Annotated in this window: 21 protein-coding genes; 4 read left to right on the forward strand and 17 right to left on the reverse strand. The window is 67.5% G+C overall.

What is annotated here, in order from left to right; translation table 11 throughout:
• Positions 1–51: 51 nt before the first annotated feature.
• Positions 52–933: a LysR family transcriptional regulator gene (locus BN1263_RS09520; RefSeq protein WP_058980710.1), complete on the forward strand. Its 882-nt coding sequence runs from the start codon at positions 52–54 to the stop codon at positions 931–933.
• A 90-nt stretch (positions 934–1,023) separates the two neighbouring features.
• Here BN1263_RS09520 and BN1263_RS09525 read toward each other — a convergent pair whose 3' ends face one another.
• Positions 1,024–4,086, reverse strand: coding sequence for a bifunctional diguanylate cyclase/phosphodiesterase (locus tag BN1263_RS09525; RefSeq protein WP_058980711.1), 3,063 nt, complete (start codon positions 4,084–4,086; stop codon positions 1,024–1,026).
• A 176-nt stretch (positions 4,087–4,262) separates the two neighbouring features.
• On the opposite strand from BN1263_RS09525, the gene BN1263_RS09530 reads away from it, so the two are divergent.
• A complete protein-coding gene (locus BN1263_RS09530) occupies positions 4,263–6,374 on the forward strand; it encodes a M13 family metallopeptidase (RefSeq protein ID WP_021204370.1) in 2,112 nt (703 codons plus the stop codon).
• A 113-nt stretch (positions 6,375–6,487) separates the two neighbouring features.
• Here BN1263_RS09530 and BN1263_RS09535 read toward each other — a convergent pair whose 3' ends face one another.
• On the reverse strand, positions 6,488–7,660 hold the full coding sequence (locus BN1263_RS09535) for an MFS transporter (RefSeq protein WP_058980712.1): 1,173 nt from the start codon (positions 7,658–7,660) through the stop codon (positions 6,488–6,490).
• On the reverse strand, positions 7,657–8,871 hold the full coding sequence (locus BN1263_RS09540) for an MFS transporter (protein ID WP_058980713.1): 1,215 nt from the start codon (positions 8,869–8,871) through the stop codon (positions 7,657–7,659). Before BN1263_RS09540 ends, BN1263_RS09535 begins: the two co-directional genes overlap by 4 nt.
• Positions 8,872–9,004: 133 nt before the next feature.
• Here BN1263_RS09540 and BN1263_RS09545 point away from each other — a divergent pair, with 133 nt between their 5' ends.
• Positions 9,005–9,592: a TetR/AcrR family transcriptional regulator gene (locus tag BN1263_RS09545; protein WP_058980715.1), complete on the forward strand. Its 588-nt coding sequence runs from the start codon at positions 9,005–9,007 to the stop codon at positions 9,590–9,592.
• 112 nt (positions 9,593–9,704) lie between these two features.
• Here BN1263_RS09545 and BN1263_RS09550 read toward each other — a convergent pair whose 3' ends face one another.
• Positions 9,705–10,631, reverse strand: a complete 927-nt coding sequence (locus tag BN1263_RS09550) for an oxygenase MpaB family protein (protein ID WP_058980717.1) — start codon at positions 10,629–10,631, stop codon at positions 9,705–9,707.
• 309 nt (positions 10,632–10,940) lie between these two features.
• On the opposite strand from BN1263_RS09550, the gene BN1263_RS09555 reads away from it, so the two are divergent.
• Entirely contained in the window at positions 10,941–11,555 is a 615-nt protein-coding gene (locus BN1263_RS09555; RefSeq protein ID WP_021204368.1) for a hypothetical protein, read from the forward strand.
• Between the two features lie 39 nt (positions 11,556–11,594).
• On the opposite strand, the gene BN1263_RS09560 is transcribed toward BN1263_RS09555, so the two are convergent.
• The 13 genes from BN1263_RS09560 to BN1263_RS09620 form a co-directional block, all read right to left on the reverse strand.
• Positions 11,595–11,939 (reverse strand): hypothetical protein, encoded by a 345-nt coding sequence (locus tag BN1263_RS09560; RefSeq protein ID WP_031270794.1) that lies wholly within the window; start codon positions 11,937–11,939, stop codon positions 11,595–11,597.
• Positions 11,940–11,974: 35 nt separating this feature from the next.
• Positions 11,975–12,745 carry a LytR/AlgR family response regulator transcription factor gene (locus BN1263_RS09565; RefSeq protein ID WP_058980720.1) on the reverse strand — a complete coding sequence of 257 codons (771 nt, stop codon included), beginning with the start codon at positions 12,743–12,745 and terminating at the stop codon, positions 11,975–11,977.
• On the reverse strand, positions 12,735–13,994 hold the full coding sequence (locus tag BN1263_RS09570) for a sensor histidine kinase (RefSeq protein ID WP_021204365.1): 1,260 nt from the start codon (positions 13,992–13,994) through the stop codon (positions 12,735–12,737). Before BN1263_RS09570 ends, BN1263_RS09565 begins: the two co-directional genes overlap by 11 nt.
• A 188-nt stretch (positions 13,995–14,182) precedes the next feature.
• The gene (locus BN1263_RS09575) at positions 14,183–15,832 is read right to left on the reverse strand and encodes a M28 family metallopeptidase (RefSeq protein ID WP_058980726.1); all 1,650 of its coding nucleotides are present in this window, start codon (positions 15,830–15,832) and stop codon (positions 14,183–14,185) included.
• A gap of 321 nt (positions 15,833–16,153) precedes the next feature.
• The gene (locus BN1263_RS09580; RefSeq protein WP_058980728.1) at positions 16,154–17,800 is read right to left on the reverse strand and encodes a CsgG/HfaB family protein; all 1,647 of its coding nucleotides are present in this window, start codon (positions 17,798–17,800) and stop codon (positions 16,154–16,156) included.
• Between the two features lie 16 nt (positions 17,801–17,816).
• Positions 17,817–18,494, reverse strand: a complete 678-nt coding sequence (locus BN1263_RS09585) for a hypothetical protein (protein ID WP_021202156.1) — start codon at positions 18,492–18,494, stop codon at positions 17,817–17,819.
• 99 nt (positions 18,495–18,593) lie between these two features.
• Complete coding sequence (locus BN1263_RS09590) at positions 18,594–19,694, reverse strand: hypothetical protein (protein ID WP_058980730.1); 1,101 nt, start codon at positions 19,692–19,694, stop codon at positions 18,594–18,596.
• Positions 19,685–20,881, reverse strand: a complete 1,197-nt coding sequence (locus BN1263_RS09595) for a hypothetical protein (protein WP_058980732.1) — start codon at positions 20,879–20,881, stop codon at positions 19,685–19,687. Before BN1263_RS09595 ends, BN1263_RS09590 begins: the two co-directional genes overlap by 10 nt.
• A gap of 106 nt (positions 20,882–20,987) precedes the next feature.
• Entirely contained in the window at positions 20,988–22,250 is a 1,263-nt protein-coding gene (locus BN1263_RS09600) for an RNA polymerase sigma factor (RefSeq protein ID WP_058980734.1), read from the reverse strand.
• Between the two features lie 45 nt (positions 22,251–22,295).
• Positions 22,296–22,652 carry a DUF1428 domain-containing protein gene (locus tag BN1263_RS09605; RefSeq protein ID WP_014645774.1) on the reverse strand — a complete coding sequence of 119 codons (357 nt, stop codon included), beginning with the start codon at positions 22,650–22,652 and terminating at the stop codon, positions 22,296–22,298.
• Positions 22,653–22,676: 24 nt separating this feature from the next.
• Positions 22,677–23,087, reverse strand: a complete 411-nt coding sequence (locus tag BN1263_RS09610) for a VOC family protein (RefSeq protein ID WP_058980737.1) — start codon at positions 23,085–23,087, stop codon at positions 22,677–22,679.
• A gap of 33 nt (positions 23,088–23,120) precedes the next feature.
• Entirely contained in the window at positions 23,121–23,543 is a 423-nt protein-coding gene (locus tag BN1263_RS09615) for a VOC family protein (protein WP_049414475.1), read from the reverse strand.
• Between the two features lie 67 nt (positions 23,544–23,610).
• Entirely contained in the window at positions 23,611–24,024 is a 414-nt protein-coding gene (locus tag BN1263_RS09620) for a YciI family protein (RefSeq protein ID WP_053500761.1), read from the reverse strand.
• Between the last annotated feature and the right edge of the window lie 485 nt (positions 24,025–24,509).

The following is a 24,509-nucleotide window of genomic DNA, read 5'->3' on the forward strand; positions in this document are numbered from 1 at the left end:
CGGACTGATAAATACGATCGTTTGACCGTATTTATTTCACAAGGCGCAACAATGGACACCCTCGAAGCGATGCGCGTGTTCGTGGCGGTGGTCGAGCGCAACGGCTTCAGTGCCGCCGCCCAGGCCCTGGACATGTCCACCGCCGGCGTCACGCGCCAGGTCGCGGCGCTGGAAAAGCGCCTGTCCACCCGCCTGCTCCACCGCACCACGCGCCGGGTCAGCCCGACCAGTGCCGGCGCCGCCTACTACGCCCAGTGCGTGCGCCTGCTGGCCGAATTCGACGCGCTGGAAGCCAGTATCGGCGCGCAGGCGCTGGAGCCTTCGGGCACGCTGCGCATCAACGCACCGGTGAGCTGGGGCATTGCCCGCCTCGGCCCGCTGCTGGCCAGCTACCGCCAGCGCTTCCCGCAGGTGGAGTTGGACCTGGCGCTGTCCGACCGCCTGGTGGACATGGTCGAGGAAGGCTACGACGTGGCCATCCGCATCACCCGCGAGCCCGGTCCCACGCTGATCGCGCGCCGCCTGGGCGAATCGCGGGTGAGCCTGTGCGCCGCGCCGGCCTACCTGGCCGCACACGGCACCCCGCAGACCCCGCAGGAGCTGCAGGCACACGCATGCCTGAGCTACAGCTACTGGGCCGCAGGCAACAACTGGCCGCTGCAGGGGCCCGGCGGTGAAGTGAAGGTGGCGGTAAGCAGCCTGCTGCACGCCAACAACGGCGACGTGCTGCGCGAAGCGGCGATTGCCGGCATGGGCGTGATCCTGCAGCCGGATTTCCTGCTGGAAGACGCGTTGGCCGATGGCCGGCTGGTGCGCGTGCTGCCCGAATGGGAGGCCGCCCCGATCGGCATCTTCGCGGTCTATACCAGCCGCAGCCACCTGGCACCGAAGGTGCGCAGTTTCATCGACCATCTGGTCGAAGCCGGGGTGTAGCCGAACCTGGTGCCTGCCGGCCCGCGGCCGGCACTACCGTCATGCTTCGGCCGGGTAGTGCCGGCCGCTGGCCGGCAAATACGAACCCGATCAGGCGGGGACTTCATCCAACGCGTCGATGATCCGCTCCAGCGGTGCCGGCCGCCCCAGCAGGTAGCCCTGCACCTGGTCGCAGCCGTGCGCGGCCAGCCAGTCCAGCTGCCCCGGTGTTTCCACGCCTTCGGCAATGATGGTCAGGCCCATGCTGTGGCCCAGCGACAGCAATGCGCGGCAGATCGAGGCGTTGCGCGGATTGGTTTCCACGTCGGCGACGAAACTGCGATCGATCTTCAGGATGTCCAGCGGCAGGTGCTGCAGGTAGGACATGCTGGAATAGCCGGTGCCGAAATCATCCAGCGACACGCTGATGCCCTGCTCGTGCAGGCGTTGCATGGTCTGCATCGCCTGCGCCGGCTTGCGCATCAGGCTGCTCTCGGTCAGCTCCACGTGCAGTGCGCCGCGGGCCAGTCCGAACTCCTGCTGGACGCGGGTGAATTCGGCCACCAGGTCGCTGTTGAAGAACTGCACTGCCGACACGTTGACCGCGATCGGCAGCTCGCCCCAACCGGCGTCGACCAGACGGCGCTGCGCCTTCGCCGCGGCGCGGATCACCCAGCGGCCCAGCGCCAGGATCAACCCGGTGTCCTCGCACAGCTGGATGAACTCGTTGGGCGGGATGAAGCTGCCATCGGCCTGCGGCCAGCGCAGCAGGGCCTCCAGCGCGGCCGGGCTGCCATCGCTGGCGTGCCGGATCGGCTGGAAGTACAGCTGGAACTCGTTGTCGATGGCGGCATGGATGCGCCCGGCCAGGCGCAACCGATCGGCCAGCCGCGTGGTCACCGCCGCATCGAACCAGACCACCACGTTGCCCTCGGCACGCGCCGCGTGCGCGGCCTGCGCGGCCATGCCGATCACCTGTTCGGCGCCATGGCCGTCACCGGCGACATGCACGGCCACGCCGATACGCGGCTCGAACTGGTGCAGCGAGTCCTTGCCGCGCATCGGCGCCGACACGATCTGCAGCAGGTCGTCCAGCACGCGCTGGGTATCGTGCCCGGCACCGATGGCCAAGACGAAATCTTCGGCCGGCTGGAACGCCAGCGTGCCATAGCGCGCGCCCAGGCCCCCGAGCCGGGTCGCCATCGACTGCAGTACCGCATCGCCGATCTCGCGGCCAAGCGTATCGGCCACCAGCTGCAGGCCGCGCAGCTGTACGAAGGCGATGGTATAGCCCTCGCCCTGCCCATCCAGCTGTTCGGTCAGGGCGCGCACATTGAGCAGGCCGGTGGCCGGGTTGTGCCGTGCCTGGTAGGCCAGGTCGCGCTCGTAGGCCAACCGTTCGCTCACATCCTCGGCCAGCACCAGGCACGCGGGCTGTCCGTCGAAATCGAGTTTGGACAGGTGTGCGCGCACCTCGAACACGCTGCCGTCCTTGCGCCGGTGCAGGCGCACGGTCGCGTCCGGAGGATCGCCCACCTGTGCGCGCTGGATGGCACCACGCACCTCGTCCCAGCCCTCGCGCGGGCGGATGTCGAGGATGCTCATCGCCAGGAACTCCTCGCGGCTGTAGCCGTACTGGCGCACGGCGGCATCGTTGACCTCGATGAAGCGCAGCGTGTCCGGGTCGAATACCCAGAACGGTGCCGGATTGCGGTCGAACAGCAGGCGGAAGCGGCGTTCCACTTCGCTCATCTGCTCGCGCGCCTGATAGCGTTCGCTCAGGTCGGTCAGCGCACCGATCATGCGCCGCTCGCTGTCGGCCACTTCCACCCGCTGCCCACGTGCCCCGACCCAGCGCACCTCGCCTCCGGGCAGCACCAGGCGGAATACCTGGTCGAGCACCGCGCCGCCGGCGAAGGCCTGGTCGAAGGCCTGCTGCAGGCGTGCGGCGTCGTCGCGATGCACGCGTGCGAAGAAGTCGGCCACCGGCAGGGCATCGGTCTGCACGCCGAAGATCTCGCGCGCCAGGGGTGACCAGCGCAGCAGCGCGGCATCCTCGTCCACGTACCAGGTGCAGACACGCCCGACCTGGTGCGCAAGGCGCAGCTCGGCGTGGCCGGCCTTCAGCTCTTCGGCCATCGACTGCTGGCTGCGGGTGGTTCGCCGCACCGCATACAACAGCACCAGCAGCAGCACGATGTAGGCCAGTACGATTGCCACCGATGCCTGCAGGTAGGGCCACCACGGTGCCAGCACGTCTTCGTCGGCCAGGCCCACCTGCACCGCCAGCGGACTGCGTTCGAGCGTGCTGATGGTGAGGATGCGCGGTACGCCATCCACCACGCCCGGCATGCTGCCCAGCTCGACCACTGCCTGCGTGCCGAGCAGGTCACGGCGTGGCAGGTCATAGCGGTGGCCCACCGTGCCATGCGGGTCAGGCACGCGGGCCAGCATGTAGCCTTCGGCATCGCTGATCGAGACCAGTCCCTTGGGGCCGACGTCGAGGCCACCGACGATGCGCTGCAGTTCGCCGCAGCGCAGCCGTGCCAGCAGCCAGCGTTCGCCGGCCATCGGCAGCGCCAGCGGGACCACCCAACCGCCATCGCTGGCCCGCTGCGGCGGGCCGATGTACAGCGCGCTGCCCTGGCCACGACGCTGCGGGTCGGTCCACAGCGGCAGCTGCAGGTCGCCCTCGCCGGCCGTCAGCGGTCGGCCATGGCGGTCGAGCACGGCGATGCTGTGCAGTTCGGCATGCCGGCCCAGCACCCCGCCGATGGATGCATCCAGCAGGGCCGGCGCCTGCGCCGGCACGCTGCGGAACAGCTCGGCGGCGTCGGCGGCGATGCCGGACATGGCCCGCTCCAGGTTGCGCAGTTCCAGCGCCAGCAGGCGCTCGCTGCCCACCGCCAGCGCGCGGCTCTGGCGCTGCGCCGCTTCCAGGCGGCGGTGGTAGTCATTGACCAGCATGAGGGTCAGCCCGGTGACCAGCAGCACGCCCAGCAGCACTCCGCCCCAGGTAATGGCGCGCAGCGGCCGGGCCAACGCGCGTTTCAGCGCGGGCATCGGCGGGTGTTCCTTGTGCAGTCGGCTGGCTTCATGCGCGAACGAATCCTCCACGTCCCCGACCTCAACGGCCGGTGGACGCCATTCTTGACGCCTGACCCGCCCCCGCATGGCCACCTCCCCGTGTCCGCGCAGGGTTCCAGGGTCCAGCATGCACCACGTCGCTCACGGCGTGAAGGTCGGTTCCACGTGTTCAGCCAGATCCTGCACAGCACAGGACGCAGCACAGGGCCGCCAGGCGGGCCGGCGCAGATTAGACTTGGCGTTTTCCGCCGCAAGAGAAGTCCATGTCCAAGCTGCGCCGTCCCACCCTGGCGCTGGCCATCGTTGCCAGCCTGTCCCTGGCCGCCTGTGACCGCCCGGCCGAGCCGGCCGCCACGGCCACCGCGCCGGCCGATGCCACCCCCGCTGCGGCCAAGCCGATGCTGGGCAGCTTCGGCTTCGATGCCAGCGGCATGGACCGCAGCATTGCCGCCGGCGATGACTTCTTTGGCTTCGCCAACGGCACCTGGGTCAAGAACACCGAGATTCCGGCCGACCGGTCGCGCTTCGGCAGCTTCAACGTCATTGCCGAGAAGACCCTGGCCGACACCCGCGCCATTCTCGAAGGGGCCGCCGGCAACACCCAGGCCAGCGGTGACGACAAGCTGATCGGCGATTACTACGCCGCTTACATGGACGAGGCCGGCATCGAGCAGCGCGGCGTTGCACCCGTGGAGCCGCAGCTGAAGGCGATCGATGCCATCACCGACAAGGCCGGCCTGGCACGCGCCCTGGGCGGCGATGTGCGCGCCGACGTCGACCTGCTCAATGCGACCAACTTCTACACCGACCGCCTGTTCGGCCTGTGGGTGTCGGTGGACCTGCTGCAGCCGGACCGCAATGCGCCCTACCTGGTGCAGGGCGGCCTGGGCATGCCCGACCGCGATTTCTACCTGGGCGGCGGCCGCATGGCCGAACTGCGCAAGCAGTACCAGGCCTACATCGCACAGATGCTGCAGCTGGCCGGCGTCGCCGATCCGGCCGGCAAGGCACAACGCATTCTCGCGCTGGAGACGAAGATCGCGCAGGCACATGCCACCCAGGAAGAAACCAATGATGTGACCAAGGGTGCCAATCCCTGGACCCAGGCCGACTTCAATGCCAAGGCGCCCGGCATGGACTGGAACGCCTTCCTCGACGCGGCCGCGCTGGGCAAGCAGCAGGACTTCATCGTCTGGCAGCCCAAGGCCGTGGCCGGCCTGTCCAGGCTGGTCGCCACCGAGCCACTGGAGGTGTGGAAGGACTACCTGGCCTTCCACGCGCTGGACCGTGCCGCCGCCTACCTGCCGAAGAAATTCGCCGATGCCCGCTTCGCCTTCCACGGCACCGCGCTGAGCGGCACGCCGCAGCAGAGCGACCGCTGGAAGCGCGCGGTGGACGATGCCAACCACGCAGTGGGCGAAGCGATCGGCAAGCGTTACGTCGAAAAGCACTTCGACGCGAAGACCAAGGAACGCGCGGACGAGATGGCCAAGAACATCATTGCCGCCTTCGCCAAGCGCATCGACGCGCTGGCGTGGATGTCGCCGCAGACCAAGGCGAGCGCCAAGGCGAAGGTGGCCGGCCTGACCGTGGGCATGGGCTATCCGGAAAAGTGGCGCGACTACACCGGCCTTGAGATCCGCCGTGATGACCCGCTGGGCAATGCACAGCGCGCCGAGCTGTTCGAGTACCAGCGCAACATCGCCAAGCTGGGCAAGCCGGTCGACCACGGCGAGTGGGCGATGCTGCCGCAGACCATCAACGCGATGAATGTGCCGCTGGAAAACCGCCTGGTGTTCCCGGCCGCGATCCTGCAGCCGCCGTTCTTCGACGGCGCCGCCGACGACGCGGTGAACTATGGTGCGATCGGCGCCGTGATCGGCCACGAGATCAGCCACGGTTTCGACAACGCGGGCGCACTGTTCGATGAAACCGGCAAGCTGCACAACTGGTGGACCGCCGAGGACCTGAAGCAGTTCAACGCCGCCGGCGATGCGCTGGCCGCGCAGTTCAGCAGCTACGAGCCGTTCCCGGGCGTGCATGTGAATGGCAAGCTGACCCTGGGCGAGAACATCGCCGACGTGGCCGGCCTGGGTACCGCCTACGACGCCTACCAGCTGTCGCTGCAGGGCAAGCCGGGCCAGACCCTGGAAGGCTTCACCCCGGACCAGCGCTTCTTCCTCGGCTTTGCCCAGGCCTGGCGCAGCAAGAGCCGCGAGCAGGCGCTGCGCAACTCGCTGCTGACCGATGTGCATGCACCGGGCCAGTTCCGCGCACTCACCGTGCGCAACATCGACGCGTGGTACCCGGCGTTCGACGTGAAGGAAGGCCAGAAGCTGTACCTGGCCCCGGACAAGCGGGTCAAGGTGTGGTGACCTGACTGGAACGGGCGCCGCAAGGCGCCCGTTTCATTTCCCGGTAGCGGCCAACCTTGGTCGGCACATGCCCCGCTCCGGTGGGAGCCAACTTTGGTTGGCATGGCACGGATCTACCTGCCGGTGGTGGCAACCATCAGCAGAGCACTCCCCGCCAACACCGCCGCAGCCCACAGCGTGGCGTGCAGCCCGATGCCATCCAGCAGTAGTCCACCGCCCCACGCCCCGAGCGCGATGCCGATGTTGAATACACCCACATACAGCGCGGTGGCGATCTCCACGGCCTGCGGCACCGCTTTCATCATCCAGCTCATCAGGCCCACCGATACACCGCCATAAGCCAGGCCCCACAGCAGCAGCACCGCGATGCCAGCGGACGGTGTGTTTCCCACCCACAGGAACAACAGCGGCGTCAGCATCAGGCCCGATGCGATCGCCAGCACCGTGCCACGTGGATGGCGTGCTGCCAGCGGCCCGGCGATGAAGTTGCCGGCGATGCCAGCCAGGCCGTAGGCAAACAGCAGTGCACCGATCCACGACGCATCCATGCTGGAGAGGCACGTCAGCAGCGGCCGCACATAGGTGAAGGCGATGAAGTGCCCGGACACCAGCAGCACGGTCAGCCACAGGCCACGCCGCAGGTCGCGCTGGCCAAGCTGCTGTACGAACTGCCGCAGCCGCACCGATGTACTGACAGGCAACGCAGGAACGACCCGCAGATGCAGCAGCATCACCGCCGCACTGAACAACGCCAGCGCCACGAACGCGCTGCGCCAGCCCAATGCATCCCCGATCAGCGCGCCCAGTGGCACACCCAGCACCGATGCCGCGGCCACGCCACCGAAGATGATCGAGGTGGCCAGGCCCATGCGTTGCGCAGGTACCAGGCGCGCTGCCAGCCCACCGGCGATGGCCCAGGTGCCGCCCATGCAGAACCCCACCAGCACGCGCGCGGCCAACAGCCAGCCGATGCCCGGTGCCAGCGCCGATGCAAGGTTGGCGACCAGCAGCAGCCCCAGCAGCGCGCACAGGATGCGGCGACGATCGATGCCACCGGCTGCGATCACCACCAGCGGTGCGAACAGGGCCGCCAGCAGGGCCGGCAGCGAGATCATCAGACCGGCGGTACCAGTGGACGCGCCGAGATCTTCGGCGATAGGGGTAAGCAGGCCCACCGGCAGCATTTCAGTGGTGACCACCGAGAAGGTGGCGAGGCCGACGGCGGAAACTGCCCACCACGGATGGCGGGGCACAGGCGCGGCGTGCGCAGGCGATGAACCGCTCACGGGATGATTCCTTCAGGGGATGTGGATGCAGCAGACGGGCGCAGTGCACGTTGCGCGAGCATGGCGAACAGCAGCACGCCACCGCCTGCCAACAGCGCAACGACAAAGCCGCTGCGCACGCCCCCCGCATCGACGCTCTGGCCGGACAGCGCCGCACCCAGCGCCACGCCGATGTTCAATCCGGCCAGCAACCAGGTCATGCCCTCGGTCAGGCGCGATTCGGGCACGTGCTGTTCGACCAGCGACATCGCCACGATCATCGTCGGCGCGAAGAACACCCCGGCCAGCAGCACGGCAAAGGCCAGTGCAGGCAGGTTGCCCACCCACAGCAACGGCAACGTGGTCAGTGCGGTGGCCGCTGCGCCGGCCAGCAACAGGCGCGGCAACGGTGCCTGCAGCTTCAGTGCACCGAACAGCAGGCCCGCTGTGCAGCTGCCCAGCGCATAGGCCGACAGCACCGCGCTGGCGGCAAGCGGCTGGCCCCGCTCTTCGGCGAACGCCACGCTGGTGATGTCGACGGTGCCCACAATCACGCCCATCGCCAGCATCAGCAACGCCAGCAAGCGGATCTCCGGCTGCCGCAGCAACGAACGCGAGGGTGCGGCACCTTCGCGGTGCTGCAGCGGCGGCTCGGTGCCACGCTGCATTACCAGTGCGGCCACTCCAAACACCAGCAGCAACGCTGCCGCCAGCACGCCCGCCTGCGGCCACACCGCAACCGACAATCCCACCGACAGCGGTGGTCCGGCGATGAAGGTCACCTCGTCGAACACGGTCTCCAGCGAATACGCGGTCTGCAGCTGCGCGCGTCCGCGATGGATCGCGGTCCAGCGCGCGCGCACCATCGCCGACACGCTGGGCATGCAACCGGCCAGCATCGCCGCAATGAACAGCGTCCAGTCCGGCGCAGCCAACAGCGTGCACGCGAGCAGCAACACCAGCCCCGCCGCACTGGCCGCCGTGGCCCAAGGCAGCACCCTGCCCTGGCCCCGGCGGTCAACCCAGCGCGACACCTGCGGCGACAGCAGCGCGTAGGTCAGCACGAAGGTGGCCGACACCGCACCAGCCAGTGCATAGCTGCCGCGCAGCTGCGACAGCAGGGTGATGATGCCGATGCCGGTCATAGGCAGCGGCAGGCGTGCCAGCAGCCCGGCCAGAGCAAGGCCGGCGGTGCCGGGGCCAGCGAACAGGTCGCGGTAAGGGGTGGTCATCAGGATCTCCAGGGCAGCGACTTGCCTGGCGCACGGCGCGCCACGACAATACATACAGAGCGTATGAATAAGAGGCTACATTCATACGCGCCGTATGTAAACAATCATGCATTGTGTATGTAAGGAGTTCCGGATGGTTCGTCGCACCCGCGCCGAGATGGAAGAAACCCGCGCCACCCTGCTGGCCACCGCCCGTCGCGTCTTCAGCGCGCATGGCTATGCCGCCACCTCGATGGATGACCTGACCGCCCAGGCCGGGCTCACCCGCGGTGCGCTGTACCACCACTTCGGCGACAAGAAGGGGCTGCTGGCCGCAGTGGTCGCCCAGCTGGATGCCGAGACCGACCAGCGCCTGCAGGCGATCAGTGACAGCGCCGACGATGCCTGGGAGGGCTTCGTGCAGCGATGCCGCGCCTATCTGGAGATGGCGCTGGAACCGGAGATCCAGCGCATCGTGCTGCGCGATGCACGTGCGGTGCTCGGTGGCGCCTCACCGGAATCGCAGCGCCACTGCGTGCACTCGATGCAGCGGTTGATCGAACAGTTGATCACGCAGAGCGTGGTAGCACCGGTGGATGCGCAGGCGCTGGCGTCGCTGATCTACGGCAGCCTGGCCGAGGCCGCGTTCTGGATCGCCGAAGGAGAGGATGGTGATGCGCGACTGCGTCAGGCGACGGCGGCGCTGGACCTGCTGTTGCGTGGGTTGAAGTCGGCGCGGTGACACGCATCCATGCATGGCATGGATCTGCTGCGGAACCCGCTCGCGTAGATACCACCCTTGGTTGGCGCTTCTGCGGCACCGCGCAACGCGTGCCAACCAAGGTTGGCACCTATCAGGCAACTGCGGGCCACTCGCGCAGGATCTCCACCGGCACGCCCATCCGCGCGCAGGCGCGGCTGGCCAGGCCATCGGGCAGCGCGCGGCGGAACAGCGGCGCCATGCCCTGCATCAACTTCGCTGAAGCTGCCGCCTGCGCACGCTGGCGTCCACTGCGCTCGAGCATGCCCTCGGCCCAGTCCGGCAGCAGCGCCGCGCCTGCACCCAGAAACACTTCGCGCGACAGCCCCGGCACCGGTACCGGCAGGCGCACGCCGGACAACACCTCCAGCACTTCGCGCGAGCGCTCATCCACGCGCAGTTCCGGTTGCCGCGCGCAGAAGTACGCCGCCACCTCGGCTTCGCTGCACGGCACATCCACTGCACCCAGCGCCTCGGCCACACGGCGGTACTCATCGTAGTAGCGGTCGGCGATGTCCCCCGGCACCTCGCGCCCATAGCGGCGGAAACCCTGCAGGAACCCGAAGGCTTCGGTCACGTGCACCCAGGTCAGCAACTGCGGATCGTCGGCGGCGTAGGGTTCGCCCTGCGCGGTCTGGCCGCGGATCCGTGCATGAATACGGCGCACCTTGGCCACCAGCGCCTCCACCTCGCCGGTGGGCGCATAGCTCGTGCCGGCAACGAAGGCGGTGGTGCGGCGCAGGCGTCCCACCAGGTCCTGACGGAAATTGGAGTGATCGTAGACCCCGGCCAGCGCGCGCGGGTGCAGGGTCTGCAGCATCAGCGCGCACAGGCCACCGGCGAGCATCGAGGGAAATTCGGCGTGCAGCCGCCAGGTGACGCTGTCCGGGCCGAACCAGCCCGGGTCGCCCTGCGGATGGTCGTAGTCGATGCCACTCTGGCCGCGCGGGAAGGCGTCCAGTACCCAGCGCCGGATCGGCGCGGTGACGGGGCGGTAGAGTCGCTGCAGCAAAGCCGGCATCACGGGTCCAGGAAAGTCGGAAGAACGGTCGCATCTTGCGCGGTCGGCCCCGATTCTCCGCGATCACGGCGCAGGCGGCGAGCCTCCCCGCTCAGCGACCGTTTCATGTGCGGCCGCAGCACGTTTCACCCTGCGACATCCTGTCGCAGGGTGTGACCGCGATGATGCAATGCATCAATTTTCACCCCCGCCGGGCAAACCCTTGCACCGCTTGGCATTGCCCCCGTTGCACCGCCCGCTGGAAGTGCTAGAACTGGACCCGCCACACCGTCCAATGCTGATCGACGCACGTTCCACAAGGAGCCAGCCATGATTGCCTTGTTCAAGGGTTTGGGAATTCTGCTTCGCGACAACGAGCTCTACAGCAGCCCGTTCGACAAACAGGTGGCGCACTGGCGCAACCTCAGCGAGCAGCAGATCCGCGATGAAGTGGCGGTGCTGGCCCAGGCCAAGTGCCAGTGGCTGATCGCATCGATCATCGGCTGGCAGGCAGCCTCTCTGCTGATCCTGGGCCTGATCGCCAACTACCTGTGGCGCGATGACTTCCATATCACCTTCACCCGCGTGGTGATCGTGTTCGGCTCATGGGTATCGATCCTGTTCGTGATCTGGTTCATGGCCAACATGTTCGATCAGCAAGCCGGCTTCGAGCGCTGGATGAAGGCCTTCAACAGCCGCGCCCGCATCAGTTCCAAGGCCGACAGCGTGGAGCACGTGGCCGAGGCGCTGGACCTGGCCGAGCACTACCCGGAAGTGCTGGACTACAAGCAGGCGGTCACCACCAAGCGCGAACTGCGCCACGAGGACATCCGCATCATGACCGAGATCGGGCGGATGAAGCAGCACTCGGAGCTGGTCGGACGCCTGAACCACGTCGGCGAAACCGAACACCATCACGAGCTGACGCTGCAGCCTGCCTACTGACCCTTCAGCGAAGCGGGGGGATCCACACTGCCACCGTGATCACTCGCGGTGGCAGTGTTCTATCGGGTCCTGGCTGACGCACTGGCGGAAGCCGTCGGGCAGGCCACGCATGGCCTCGGTCTTGCCTGCCGCAACCGCAAACCGACGCAGCGGCGGCGTGGTGCACGCGGCATCGGTGCTGCACGCTGGGTCCAGCACCAGGTAATGGCAGTGGCCACTGCTGCTGGCAATGCACTGAAAGCGCGCCTCGCCATCGACCACCGTACTCTTGCTGTACAGCGTGTCCACGCCGTTGGCATGGGTGCGGGTGATCGAGGTGTTGCGGGATTTTTCGCAGCCGGCCAGTGCCAGCACGGCAACGCACGCAATCAGCAGACGGGACATGTTCATTCCTCGGTGCAGGGGGGATGCGGCTGCGGCTACATGCCGCGGAACAGGCTCATGAACGGTTGGCTGACCACCAGCGTTTCCGTTCGGCCACGCAGGCGCAGCACGCCCCGCCCGGTATCGTCGCGGCTGACCGCCGCCACGGCCTTCATGTTGACGATGGTCGAGCGGTGGATCTGGCGGAAATGCTGCGGGTCGAGCACTTCCAGCAGTTCGCGCAACGGCGTGCGCAACAGGCTCTCGCCGGCAGCGGTGACCACGGTGGTGTACTTGTTGTCGGCACGGAAGTAGGCGACATCTTCCAGCATGATCAGCTGCGTCTCGCGGCCGTTGCTGGCAGTGATCCAGGCCAGCGGCGGGCGCTCGGCAGCACCCTGCGATGGACCCAGCCGCTGCAGGAGGCGTTCAAGCACGGCGTCATCCTGGCGCGTCGATGGCAGCCGCGACAGGATGCGCTCACGCGTCGCCAGCAGGCGTTCGTCACTGACCGGCTTCAGAAGGTAATCCATCGCGCCCTGCTCGAACGCGTCGATGGCGTACTGGTCATAGGCGGTGACGAACACCACCTGGGTACGCGGGCTCAGCTCGGACAGCGAGCGCGCAACTTCGATGCCACTGATGCCGGGCATGCGGATGTCGAGGAACGCAATGTCCGGCTGCGTCTCGGCCAGTTGCTCCAGCGCGCTGGCGCCGTCCTCGCACTCGGCCACCAGCTTCAGGTCCGGCCACAGCCGGCGAAGTTGCTCCACCAGCGACTGCCGCAGCAGTTCTTCGTCTTCAGCGATCAGTGCCTCAAGCGGCATGGCTGCGCTCCTTGTGCGACTGCGGCAGGGTCATGGTCGCGGCCACGCCGCTGGGGAAATTGGCCACGATCGCCACACCGGCCTGCTCACCGCAGGTCAGGCGCAGGCGCTCGCGCAGGTTCTTCAGGCCGATGCCGGTACCGCTGGTGCCCTGACCGAAGCCGAGCCCGTCGTCGGCGACGGTCACGGTCACGTGGTCATCGAAACCACGCGCGAGGATCCAGATCGTGCCACCGCCGGGCTTGGGTTCCAGGCCGTGCTTGATCGCGTTTTCCACCAGTGTCTGCAACGCCATCGCCGGCAGGTGCACGCCATGCAGTTCATTGGGCACCTGCACTTCCACCGCCAGCCGGGCGCCCATGCGGATGCGCAGGATCTCCAGGTAGGCGCGGGTGCGTTCCAGCTCCACTCCCAGCGTGGAGACCGATTCGTCCACCTGTGGCAACGAGCTGCGCAGGTACTGGATCAGGTGGCCGAGCATCTGCTCGGCACGTGCCGGGTCGGTGCGGGTCAGCACCTGCGCATTGGCCAGCGTGTTGTAGAGGAAGTGCGGCTCCACCTGCGCATGCAGCAGGTTCAGGCGCGCCACCGACAGCTCCTTTTCCACCTGGGTCTGCTCGGCGGCCGCCTGCTCGTCACGTCGCTGGTCGGCCACGCGACGGCTGATCGCACGCGTGACCGCTTCGGCGTTCTCGAAGTTGCTTCCCTCATCCAGCGCCAGCAGATCGGCCCACCAGCCAGCATCCGGCTCGAACAGCAGGGTGACCGTGCTGGTGCCCTGTCCCGGGGTGACCGTGGCCAGCACGCTGTTGCGCTTGATCGCCAGCCGCGCGGGCAGGTTCCAGCGCGAGGGCTGACGCCCATTCCAGAGATCCACGCGGCGAACATAGGCGCGCACCTGCAGGCTGCCGGCCGAGCTTTCCACATCCTCCACGCGGGGAAGTTCGGCGATGGCCGCTTCCACTACCGAGAACGCGTGGCCGGCGTCCATCGGCAGTTCGATCTGGCGGCGCTGGCGCCCGGACAAGGTGGTGGCATCCAGGCGACCGGCCACCAGCCAGACGCGGCGGATATGGGTGATGGCACTGCCCAGCGCGGAAATGATCAGGAACATCGCCAGCAGGCCGAAAATCCAGCCCGGGCCATCGTTCATGCCACTGAAGATGCCGCTCCAGACCATGCCTGCGACGAACAGCGCCGCAGCCCAGGCCAGCAGATGACGTAACAGGAGAGAAAGGCTGGCGAACACGGCGGCGCCTTGGAGGAAGGGGGTGAGCCGAGCATAGGGCGGCCCGCCGGGCAAGCAAGCGGGCTGCGACGAAGGGCGGGAAAGCGGGGATGGAAGCGGCTCTGGCAGTGCCGGCCGCTGGCCGGCACCCCGTCATCGCCGCAAGCCTCGCAGCAATGCCGGCCAGCGGCCGGCACTACCGGTGCTTCTTATTCGCGCTGGTCGGCGCTGGCGTCGCGTACGGCGCGGAACGACTCGTCCTTGCTCCAGTTCGGCCAGGCACGGGAGTTGGCCAGCTGGTTGCCCAGCGTGTACAGCACTTCCAGGTCGCGGGCAGCACCGGCGAACACCCAGTCCGGCTGCCATTCGTCGCCCTGCTGGTGGTAGCGCTTGGCGGTGTAGTCTTCCGAGGCCTTCTTGCCCGCAGCCACGCCACCGTCCACCCAGTCCTGGCCGGCCGACCACGACAGTGCCGGCACGCCACGCTTGGCGAACGGGAAGTGATCGGAGCGGAAGAACAGGCCCGCTTCCGGCTTCGGGTCCGGCGTGTAGCGGATATCCCAGCCCTTGGCCACGTCCTTCAGCTGGTCCAGCAGCTCGAAGCGCGCGGCGCCGTAGATGCCGAAATCGCGCGACGGACCGAACGGCGCCATGCCATCCATGTTGATCACCGCCACGGTCTTTTCCAGCGGGTACAGCGGATGGGTGGCGTAGTACTCCGAACCCAGCAGGCCCTTTTCCTCGGCGGTGACTGCCAGGAACAGCACTGACCTCTCCGGGCGCTTGGCCTTGGCGAAACCACGGGCCAGCTCGATCAGCGAGGCAGTACCGCTGGCATTGTCCAGCGCACCGTTGAAGATGCGATCACCGCGCGCGTCCGGCTCGCCCACGCCGATGTGGTCCCAGTGCGCGCTGTAGACGATGGTCTCGTCCGGGTGGCGGCTGCCTTCCAGGCGTGCGGCCACGTTGTGCGAGGTGATCACTTCGGTCTTCACCGCGTACTTCGCGTCCAGGCTGGCGCCGGTCAGCGGCACCGGGGTGAAGTCGCGCTGCTGCGCCTTCTTCTTCAGCGCCTCGAAGTCCTGGCCGGCCGAGCGGAACAGCTCCACCGCCAGATCGCGCTGGATCCAGCCTTCCAGCAGCGGGTGGCTGTCGGCCGGGTTGTCGCGCACCACGTCGAACATGGTGTTGGTGTTGGAGCCGGCCACGGTGGCCCAGCCGTACGACGCCGGTGCGGTCTCGTGCACGATCAGCACGCCCAGCGCGCCTTGGCGTGCACCTTCCTCGTACTTGTAGGTCCAACGGCCGTAGTAGGTCATGCCCTTGCCGTCGAAGTCGCCCTGGCCGGTCTCGAAGTCCGGGTCGTTGATCAGTACGACGGCGATCTTGCCCTTCAGGTCCACGCCCTTGAAGTCGTCCCAGTTGCGCTCCGGGGCCTTCACGCCGTAGCCGAGGAACACCAGCGGCGCCTTGCTGATATCGACGTTGCTGGCGCCGTTCATGGCGGCGCGCACGGCAATCTGCTTGCCCTGCTCCAGCGGCAGGGTCTTGCCGCCCTGGTGCAGCGCCAGCTGCGGTGCGCCGACGATGTCGCCCTTGCGCAGCGGCACGGCCTGGGTCCACAGGCGCTTGCCATCCTTGAGGTCACCGCCCGGCTGCAGGCCGGCATCGGCGAACTGCTTGCTGAGGAAGGCGATGGTCTTTTCTTCGCCGGCGGTGGCCGGGGAGCGGCCTTCGTAGGCGTCGGAGGCCAGTTCCTTGACGTCGGCGGAGATCCGCGCGCCGTCGAATTTCGGGGTGGCCGCCATCAGTGCGCTCGACACCGACAGGGCCAGCACGCCCAGTACTACTCGTTTCATTGCTCTCTCCAGCAGGAAATCCTTCTGGAGTGTAATGGGATTCGGCAGGGCTGCGCCCTGCCCCTGCCGAAACAACGGCAACAGCCGAAGCAACAGCAAAGGCTGGTTTCCTGAGGGTAGGCGGGGTGGGTCCGGTTGCGGGGGACGCCGTAAACCCGTCCTTGAAGTGCCCCCCGCAACCGGACCCACCCCGCCTTCGACAGCTTCCCGCTGCTGTTGGTGGGTGTCGACCTTGGTCGACACGGACTGAAACAGGAAGGGGTCAGATCCCTTTCCCGGCGGGAAAGGGCTCTGACCCCATCGGTGTGTTGCTTGAGCCTGTTACCAGTTCGGGTCTTCGGCCGGCGCGGCAGCGGGCTTGGGCTTCGGCTTGGCGGCCGGGCGTGCGGCAGTTGCGGGAGCGGCCGGGGCAGTCGCTGCGGCTGCGGCGGCCGCCGGCTTGCTGCCCAGCTTCTGGCGCAGTTCGATCTGGCCCGGGCGGAAGCCGCCGCGCATCGCGTCAACGCCGTCTTCGATGGTGCCGTACGAGGTCTGTACGGCCACGCGGTCGATGCGGATGGTGCAGCACGGGTGTTCGCTGCGGCCCAGCGAACGGCCGGTCTGCGGGTCCTTCAGTTCCTCGCCCAGGCGCACGGCCTGCCAGCGCTGGCCGGCCTGCACGGTGTCACCGCCCTGGCTCAGCACCACCTGGTCACCGTCCACCGACACCACCGACACCGGAAACAGCGTGGTGACGATGCTGGTGCCTATCTGGCCCGACAGCGATTCCATCATCGCCGCGGCCATGTTGCGGCCGTTGACCACGCGCGGCAGGGTGCTGGGGCCGGTCGAGGCCAGCTGGTGGTCGAAGCTGTCGGACATCACCACCTGGCCGGTGGTGGCGTTGACCAGGCGCAGGGTGATGCGGCCGCCACCGGAGTACGAGGTCACCTGGCGGTCGGACATGCGCAGGTTGCGCACGCTGCGCGGGTACTCGAAACGCTCGATGGTCGGGATCAGGATCAGGTCGGTCGCCAGCTGCTGGCCCACGCGTGCGGTGTCCTGCAGGCGCACGTTGCCGCTGTTGATGTGGTCGATCTCGGCCTGCAGCTCGTCACCAAACTCGCGGTCCAGCACGATGAAGCGCTGGGTCTGGGTCAGCGTGTCGGACAGGCGTGCGCGGATCGCGTCGGCCACTTCGTCCGCGTCCACGCGGCCGTCGCCCACGGCGTAGCTGCCGGCCTTGGTGCGCGGCAGTGCAACCACGATCTTCGGCTTGCCCTGCTCGTCCGGTGCACGGTACTGGGCGATCTGTGCGCGCACGCGCACCTTCCAGTAGCTGCGCATGCTGCGGTGGGTCACGTCGGAATCGAACGAGCTGGCGCCACGCTTGGCTTCGACGTTGACCTTCTCGTCGTAGCTCTGCTTGACACTGGCCGAAGCCGAACCGCTCTTGGCCGAGGCTTCGCCGGACGCACTGGCCGACGCCGAGCCCTTGAAGCTCCAGCCTTCGTCGCTGGCGCGCACGCGGGCGATGGTTTCCTCGTCCAGCTGCCGCACTTCTTCCTGCGACAGGATTTCATAGCCCAGCACCGCGCCCTGCGAGCCGGCGATCATCTGCTGGGTGAACGCGTCGGCGCGGATGTCGCCGACGTGTTCGTCATCCACATCCACATGCAGGCCTGCACGCAGGCCCTGCATCTGGCTGGCCACGCGTACGCCGTTGACCTGCGCCACCGCCGACTGCAACGCCGCCAGCACCGCCAGTTCCGGGGTGCTGCCGATGCCGTCGGCCTCGCGCGCGACCTGGGTGGTGCCGCCGAAATCCGGCGTGCCACGCAGGGGCGCCGCTTCCACTGGCGTATTGCTGGCCAGTGCACTGGTTGCCTTTTCCTTGGCGGGCGCGGCAGCCGGGGCGTCCTGCTCGCCACAGGCTGCAAGCAGCGCGGCAACCAGGCCCAGGCCGATCAAACGGTAGGTCATACGCATGAAGATTCGCCTCGGATCAGAGCGTGTCGAGCATCGAATCGGCGTTGGACGGCACCTTCACCTTGCTCTTCCTGGCGAAGGTCACGGCCGACTTGGTCGAGCCGTACAGGCCCTGGATGAAGCCCGGCGATTCCTTGGCCACCCACGCACCGGCGGCCAGCTTGCGGCCGACGGTCGCCAGCTGGGTCGCGCCCAGGTTCTTCATGCCGGCGGTGAAGTTGCTGGCCTCGCCACCGAGCTTCTGTGCTTCGGCGGCCGACGCCAGCAGCGAGACCAGGCCTTCGGCGTAGTGCTGCTTGGATTCAGCGTTCAGTTCCGGCTGCGCGGCCTGGCGCTCGTTGATGGCAGCCTGCGCCGCTTCGCTGACCGACACCGACTTCTTCATCGCATCGACGCTGACCGAACCCGACGACAGCGCCTGGCGCTCGGCTTCCAGCAGCTGCACCTGCTCGGCCAGGCCGAAGGCACGGGCGAACGAGGTCTGGGCCTGCAGCGAGTGCGACTGCGAGCTGACGAAACGACGCACCAGCGCTTCCTGCGCGGCTTCGTCCGGGGCGGCGGCGCTGGAAGCGCTGCTGCTGGAGGTGCCGGTGGCGGCACCGGCCAGGTCCTTCAGCTTGCCCAGGCCGGCGTGCGCCGGCATCGACAGGGTAGCGGCGGCGATGGCCACGACAAGAGCGGTATTGCGGATCATGAGGATGTCCTTTGGGAGAGACGGCCGCCCAAGCGGCACGTGGGAATCGGTAACCCCAGGCCGATGCCGAGCGGGCTCGGCACCCACCGGGGCGGCGGATCAGCGGACCGCCTTGACGTTCAGTTCGTTGATCATCTGCTGGGCGGCCTTTTCGGCAGCCAGCTGCAGCGCGTTGGTACGGGCCACGGTTTCATTCGGGCCGGTGCCGGAGAACTGCACCGGGCCCACCGACGACACGGTGCGCGGGAAGCGACCGGTCACGTCCAGCACCTTGCCGGTGACCGTGACGAACACGCGGGTGTTGCCACTGGCCGGATCGCGGTCGCGCATGCCGATGTCGAGGGTGCCGACGGCGATGTACGGAATGTTGGCCGCACGGATGCCGTTGGCGGTATCGCGCAGGGTGGCCGGGGCCAGGTCGTTGCCGGTGCTGAAGTCCTTGCGGATGCGCTCGATGCTGAGCAGGCCGCGCGACTCGCCCTCCACGTATTCGGCTTCAACCACTTCGTAGCCGGCGGCGCTGAAGGCACCGGTCATCGCGGTGTTCACTTCGGCGGCGCTGGCCACCTTCCAGGTGATGTTGTCGGCGCGTGCGGTGGTGCTGCCACCGCTGGTGACCGACACCGAACCATTCTGGTTGATGCTGCCGTTGGTGCTGACCGAGTTGCCGCGGAAGCTGTCGCCCTCACGGGTGTTCTCGCTGTAGCTGCTGCTGGCGTCGACGCGGCGGTATTCCTTGTCCTGGAACGACTGCACGGTGTCCTGCGAGCGCGCCATGAACAGGAAAGTCAGCAGCGAGCGCTGCGCGGCGGTGGCACCGGCCACGGCCGAACCCGCATCCAGCTTGGTCTGCAGCAGGGTGGTGTTGATCTCGGCGCGGACAGTGACGGTGTAGGTCTTGGCCTTCTTGTCTTCGGTGTCCGACAGCTGCACGGCGCTGAGCACGTAGCGATCGATCTCGCCGATGAACTCGGCGCGGCGCGCTTCGAACAGGCGCAGCTTGGCCGCACCGGTTTCGGCGATGTACGCCTCCAGTGCATTGACCTTGGCCTTGTTCAGGGCCTGGGCACGGGTGTCGGCACTCAGGCGCAGGCCGTAGCTGGCCGAGCCGGTGCCGCGCGAACTCGCGGTCTGCGCAGCGACCGGCGAGGCCACCACCAGCGCGATGAGGATGAGCAGGATGGTACGCATCAACGACATGACTTGATCAACTCCTGAAGGGCTTGGGTCTGCTGCTGCAACGGGCGGCCGCCCGGCTTCTGTTCGTCCAGCCAGGCGCGCGAATCGGCACGCTTGGCGGCGGCGCCGGCGAAGGCATCGAGCCCGGCCAGCAGGGTTTCGTAGCTGGCCGACCACTGGTCGACCTGCCACTGCGTGACCGGCACCACCTTGGTGGCCCCCTTGCGCAGCGGCTGTTCGAAATAGACCTTGCCGGAGAAGGGCTCGGTCACTTTGGCGGTGAAGAAGGCGCCGAACAGCATCGTCTTCATCGCCGGGGTTTCATTGATGACGCCGTTCTTCAGCGCATCGACCTGCACAGTGATGACGTAGTCCGGCTCGGGGATCTTCAGCTGGTAGACCTTGCCGTCGGCAAAGCGGGCGGCCATCGCACCACCGATCGCCTGGCCCGAGGCCGGCGGCAGCAGGCCGACGCCGGCATTGGACGACAGCGTCTTGGACAGTTCATGGGCCAGCGTGGCGCGCAGCGGAGTTTCCCACTTCGGGTCGGGCAGCTTGGCGCGGACCGCGTCGGACAGGGTTACGCCACCGACCTGCAGGCGACGCACGGCGGCATCGGGCAGCTTGGCCTGGGCGAGACTGGCGGCCAGCACCTGCGACAGGCTGGTATCGGCGCTGCCGTACAGCAGATCGGCGACGATCGCGTCGATATCGTCGTTGTCCGGGCGGTAGTCCTGCACGTCGATGCGTTGCAGCGTGAGCGGATAGGACGCGATCACCTGGCGCTCGCGGAAGTCGAAGAACAACGCCTGCAGCGCCACTTCCACCAACACCTTGTACTGGTCACCGATCGGCTCGACCGAGACCAGTTCGCGGTCCAGCGCGGCGGCCAGCACGGTGGCGCTGGTGGTGCCGTCGAGCATCGCCACCGGCTGGTCGATCAGCTCCAGGTGGGCCGGTGCGCGGCGCTTGAGCGACTGCGCCAGCGTCTGGTTCAGCGGGACCAGGCCACGCCGTTCCAGCACCGCATGCGCATGTGGCGTGGTCGCCTGCACGGCGGCGGCGTCAGCGGTATAGGCAAAACCGGCCCAATAGGCCTGCTGCGATTTGTCCGCGGCCTGCACGGCCGTCGGCCATACGGCCAGGCACAGGGCACAGGCAAGCAGGCGCGCAAAAGCGCGCGATGCGCTCTTCGTCCTTGAATACATCCAACCGCTCCTCGGTCAATACGCACGGAATGCGGACGCTGATGCGTCCGCTGGGCGCGAAACATAGCCGCTCAGGCGCGCGGCGACAAGTGCTGTCCTTGTCGACTCAGTCTGTGCCGGGCAGGCCCGCCCGTTGCCGCAGCAATCCGCGCTCGGCCCGGTTCTGGCTGAGCCGAGCTGCCTCGCCAAAAGCGTCACGCGCATCCTGCTCACGCCCCAGTGCCTGCAACAGCTCGCCACGAACCACCTGCAGCGGCGCATAGTCGCGCAGGCGCGCGTCGACCAGCAAGGGCTGCAGCTGCGCCCAGGCGGCAAAGGGGCCCTCGCTGCGCAGGATCGCCACCACCCGGTTCAATGCCACCACCGGTGAAGGTTGCACCTGCAGCAGCTGTGCATAGAGCGCCGCAATTCGCGGCCAGTCGGTATCCTCGGCGCGACGCGCCGCTGCATGGCACGCTGCGATGCGCGCCTGCAGTACATAAGGATCATCGTCGCCGCCGGCGGCCAGAGCGCGCGCCAGCACCTGCTGCCCGCGTTCGATCTGCAGCCAGTCCCAGCGCGCGCGGTTCTGCTGGTCCAGCAGCACCGGCACGCCCTGCGCATCGGTTCGCGCTGCGGCACGCGAGGCCTGCAGCTCCATCAGGGCCAGCAGGCCCAGCACCGGCGGCACCGGCAACCGGTGCGCCATGATGCGCGCGAGCCGAAGTGCCTCCTCGCACAGCGCCGGCCGCATCCAGTCATCGCCAGCGCTGGCCGCATAGCCTTCGTTGAACACCAGGTAGATCGCCTCCAGCACCGATCCGAGCCGCTCGGGCATCGCGTCAGCACGCGGGACCTCGTAGGGCACCTGCTTCTGCGCCAGGGTGCGCTTGGCGCGCACGATGCGCTGGGCGATGGTCGGCTCCGGCTGCAGGAACGCACGTGCGATCTCGACGGTGGTCAGGCCACCGAGCAGGCGCAGGGTCAGTGCCACCCGCGCATCGGCCGGCAGCACCGGATGGCAGGCCACGAACATCAGCCGCAGCAGATCGTCGCCCAGGTCATCCTCCAGCGCCTGGCTGTCATCGGGTGCCGGCAGCGCGGCCGGATGCAGTTCCTCGCCCCACTGCGCATGCTGCTGCGTCACCCGCTGATGCTGGCGCAGCACATCGATGGCACGGTTGCGCGCGGTGGTCATCAGCCAGGCTCCGGGGTTGTCCGGGATGCCCTGTTCCGGCCAGCGCTCCAGCGCGGCCAGCCAGGTGTCCTGGGCCAGCTCCTCGGCACGGCCGACATCACCGCCGAGCAGCCGCGCCAGGCGCGCGATCAACACTGGCGACTCCATCCGCCAGAGGGTTTCCAGACGCTGCGTCAGTGCGGGATCGAGCATGCGCCGATCACAACACGCACGCCCGGCCCGCACAAGCGCCGCAGCTCACGCTTCAACAATCGGCTTGAAGCCGCCCCAGAACATGCGCCTGGTATCGAACGGCATGTCCTTCGGGCCCAGCGACGCCAGCCGCGGGTCGGCCATCACCTTTGCGTTGATGCGGTCGCGTGCCGCGCGCGAGCGGAACACCACGAAGGCGACGATCACCGTCTCGCCCGGTTTCGCCTTGACCGCACGCGGGAACGAGGTGCTCTTGCCCGGTTCCACATCGTCGGCCACGCATTCCATGTACTGCAGCGCGCCATGGTCCTTCCACACCGCGCCGGCCTTGCGGGCAAGGCGGCGGTAGGCCGCCACCTTGTCCTGTGGGCACGGCAGCACGTAAGCATCCACGTAAGCCATGTGGGTTCTCCCTTGCGGCGGCCGTCAGCCCGGCTCGCCGTCCATGTGTGCGATTTCCCAGAGATGGCCATCCAGGTCCTGGAAGCCGCGCTGGTACATGAAGCCCAGGTCGCGCGCCGGCTGCGGTTCGCTGGCGCCGGCGGCCAGTGCCTTGTCCACCAACACGTCCACCGCCTTGCGGCTGTCGGCCGACAGGCAGGTGATCACCTCGGTGTGGCTGTGCGCATCAGCAATCGCCTTGTTGGTGAACTGCTTGAAGAACGGCTGGGTCAGCAGCATCACGAAGATGCTCTCGCTGATGACCATGCAGGCCGCATCGTCATTGGTGAAGGTCGGGTTGAAGCTATAGCCCAGCGCGGAGAAGAACGCCTTCGACTTCTCCAGGTCCTGCACGGGCAGGTTGACGAAGATCATCTGCGGTTGTGGTGCACTCATCGTTGAAGCTCCTTGTGGATGAAAGAGACGGGATCAGGGTTGCTTCATGCAGTTGACCATCCACGGCTTGCCGTAACGGTCGATCAGCATGCCCCAGCGATGTGCCCAGAACGTTTCGGCGATCGGCATCTGCACCTGGCCACCTTCGGCCAGCGCCGCGAACACGCGTTCGGCTTCTTCGATGCTGTCCACATCGACATTGATGGTGGTCGAACCACCCTCGCCGCCGCCGGGGCCGTCGGCTGCCATCAGGATGGCGTTGCCGATCTCGAGCTGGCTGTGCGCGACGTGGTCGAGGGTTTCCGGTGGCATTTCGTTGCAGCCCGGCGAGCCATCGGAGGGCGGCATGTCGCGGTACTTCATTTCCGAGGTGACCTGGCCACCGAGTGCCTTGGCGTAGAACGCCATCGCCTCATGGGCCTGGCCGCTGAAGCCGAGGAAGGGAATCAGTCTCATGGCAATACTCCGTTGTGCGATTCAGGGTGGTAGTGCCGGGGCGTGCCCGGCTGGGAGAGGAATCGGGTCAGCCTTCCAGCTGTGCACGCAGACGCTGTTCCTGCTGCTGTAATTCGGGGGTGAAGGCTTCACCAAAGTCTTCTGCGGAGATCAGGGGACGCAGTTCCAGCGTGCCGCCCTCGCCGAACGGCGCACGGCTGGCCCATTCAACGGCCTCGTCCAGCGACCGCACCTCCCACAACCAGAAGCCGGCGATCTGTTCGCTGGCAGGACCGAACGGACCGGCCTCGACCTTGGGTGCCCCGCCGCCGAAGTGAATGCGGCGACCGCGCTGGGTGGCGTGCAGGCCTTCACCGGCCAGCATGATGCCGGCGGCCACCAGTTGTTCGTTGAAGGCGCCCATTTCGGACAGTTCCTGTTCGCTGGGCATGCGGCCGGCTTCGGAGTCGGCGTTGGCCTTCACGATCACCATCACTTTCATTGCGGTCTCCCGTGGGGACGCGTGGTGCGTGCCCTTCACTGGGTACAACGAACCAGGGGGCGGGGAATCGACACGTCTGTTGGAAATTTTTTTCTTGCGCGGAAAGCGTGCCTTCGGCGAGGGTCGGCGAACGGCGGAGCCCCTCCGTGGTGGGGTTGGGTTGGTCGCTGAAAGCTCGGGTTCATGGGTTTGGCCGGGTGGGGAGGCAGGGCAGGGGACGCTGCAAGTACGTCCATGTAAGCTCGGTCGCCGCATCCATGCGGCTCACGCCCCTGCCCTGCCTCCCCACCCGGCCTTGGACAGTTTCCTGCCTCCGGCACGCACCACGGGAAGATCAAGAGAAAAGGCAGAAGCAAAGGCAACAGCAACGGCGGTTGGCTGGCGGGCTCGGCTTTACGAGCGAAGCGACCCGCTTTTGCTCTTGTTTGTGATTTTCCGTGGTGGACGCCGCAGGAAACTGTCAAGGGCCGGGTGGGTAGGCGGGG

Source organism: Stenotrophomonas thermophila (genome assembly GCF_001499715.1).
Classification (GTDB): Bacteria; Pseudomonadota; Gammaproteobacteria; order Xanthomonadales; family Xanthomonadaceae; genus Stenotrophomonas; species Stenotrophomonas hibiscicola.

Coding starts and splice junctions, on each gene's coding strand:
- BN1263_RS09520 (WP_058980710.1), top strand. CDS start 52: ATGGACACCCTCGAAGCGATGCGCGTGTTCGTGGCGGTGGTCGAGCGC.
- BN1263_RS09525 (WP_058980711.1), bottom strand. CDS start 4,086: ATGCGGGGGCGGGTCAGGCGTCAAGAATGGCGTCCACCGGCCGTTGAG.
- BN1263_RS09530 (WP_021204370.1), top strand. CDS start 4,263: ATGTCCAAGCTGCGCCGTCCCACCCTGGCGCTGGCCATCGTTGCCAGC.
- BN1263_RS09540 (WP_058980713.1), bottom strand. CDS start 8,871: ATGACCACCCCTTACCGCGACCTGTTCGCTGGCCCCGGCACCGCCGGC.
- BN1263_RS09545 (WP_058980715.1), top strand. CDS start 9,005: ATGGTTCGTCGCACCCGCGCCGAGATGGAAGAAACCCGCGCCACCCTG.
- BN1263_RS09550 (WP_058980717.1), bottom strand. CDS start 10,631: ATGCCGGCTTTGCTGCAGCGACTCTACCGCCCCGTCACCGCGCCGATC.
- BN1263_RS09555 (WP_021204368.1), top strand. CDS start 10,941: ATGATTGCCTTGTTCAAGGGTTTGGGAATTCTGCTTCGCGACAACGAG.
- BN1263_RS09560 (WP_031270794.1), bottom strand. CDS start 11,939: ATGTCCCGTCTGCTGATTGCGTGCGTTGCCGTGCTGGCACTGGCCGGC.
- BN1263_RS09565 (WP_058980720.1), bottom strand. CDS start 12,745: ATGCCGCTTGAGGCACTGATCGCTGAAGACGAAGAACTGCTGCGGCAG.
- BN1263_RS09575 (WP_058980726.1), bottom strand. CDS start 15,832: ATGAAACGAGTAGTACTGGGCGTGCTGGCCCTGTCGGTGTCGAGCGCA.
- BN1263_RS09580 (WP_058980728.1), bottom strand. CDS start 17,800: ATGCGTATGACCTACCGTTTGATCGGCCTGGGCCTGGTTGCCGCGCTG.
- BN1263_RS09585 (WP_021202156.1), bottom strand. CDS start 18,494: ATGATCCGCAATACCGCTCTTGTCGTGGCCATCGCCGCCGCTACCCTG.
- BN1263_RS09590 (WP_058980730.1), bottom strand. CDS start 19,694: ATGTCGTTGATGCGTACCATCCTGCTCATCCTCATCGCGCTGGTGGTG.
- BN1263_RS09595 (WP_058980732.1), bottom strand. CDS start 20,881: ATGTATTCAAGGACGAAGAGCGCATCGCGCGCTTTTGCGCGCCTGCTT.
- BN1263_RS09600 (WP_058980734.1), bottom strand. CDS start 22,250: ATGCTCGATCCCGCACTGACGCAGCGTCTGGAAACCCTCTGGCGGATG.
- BN1263_RS09605 (WP_014645774.1), bottom strand. CDS start 22,652: ATGGCTTACGTGGATGCTTACGTGCTGCCGTGCCCACAGGACAAGGTG.
- BN1263_RS09610 (WP_058980737.1), bottom strand. CDS start 23,087: ATGAGTGCACCACAACCGCAGATGATCTTCGTCAACCTGCCCGTGCAG.
- BN1263_RS09615 (WP_049414475.1), bottom strand. CDS start 23,543: ATGAGACTGATTCCCTTCCTCGGCTTCAGCGGCCAGGCCCATGAGGCG.
- BN1263_RS09620 (WP_053500761.1), bottom strand. CDS start 24,024: ATGAAAGTGATGGTGATCGTGAAGGCCAACGCCGACTCCGAAGCCGGC.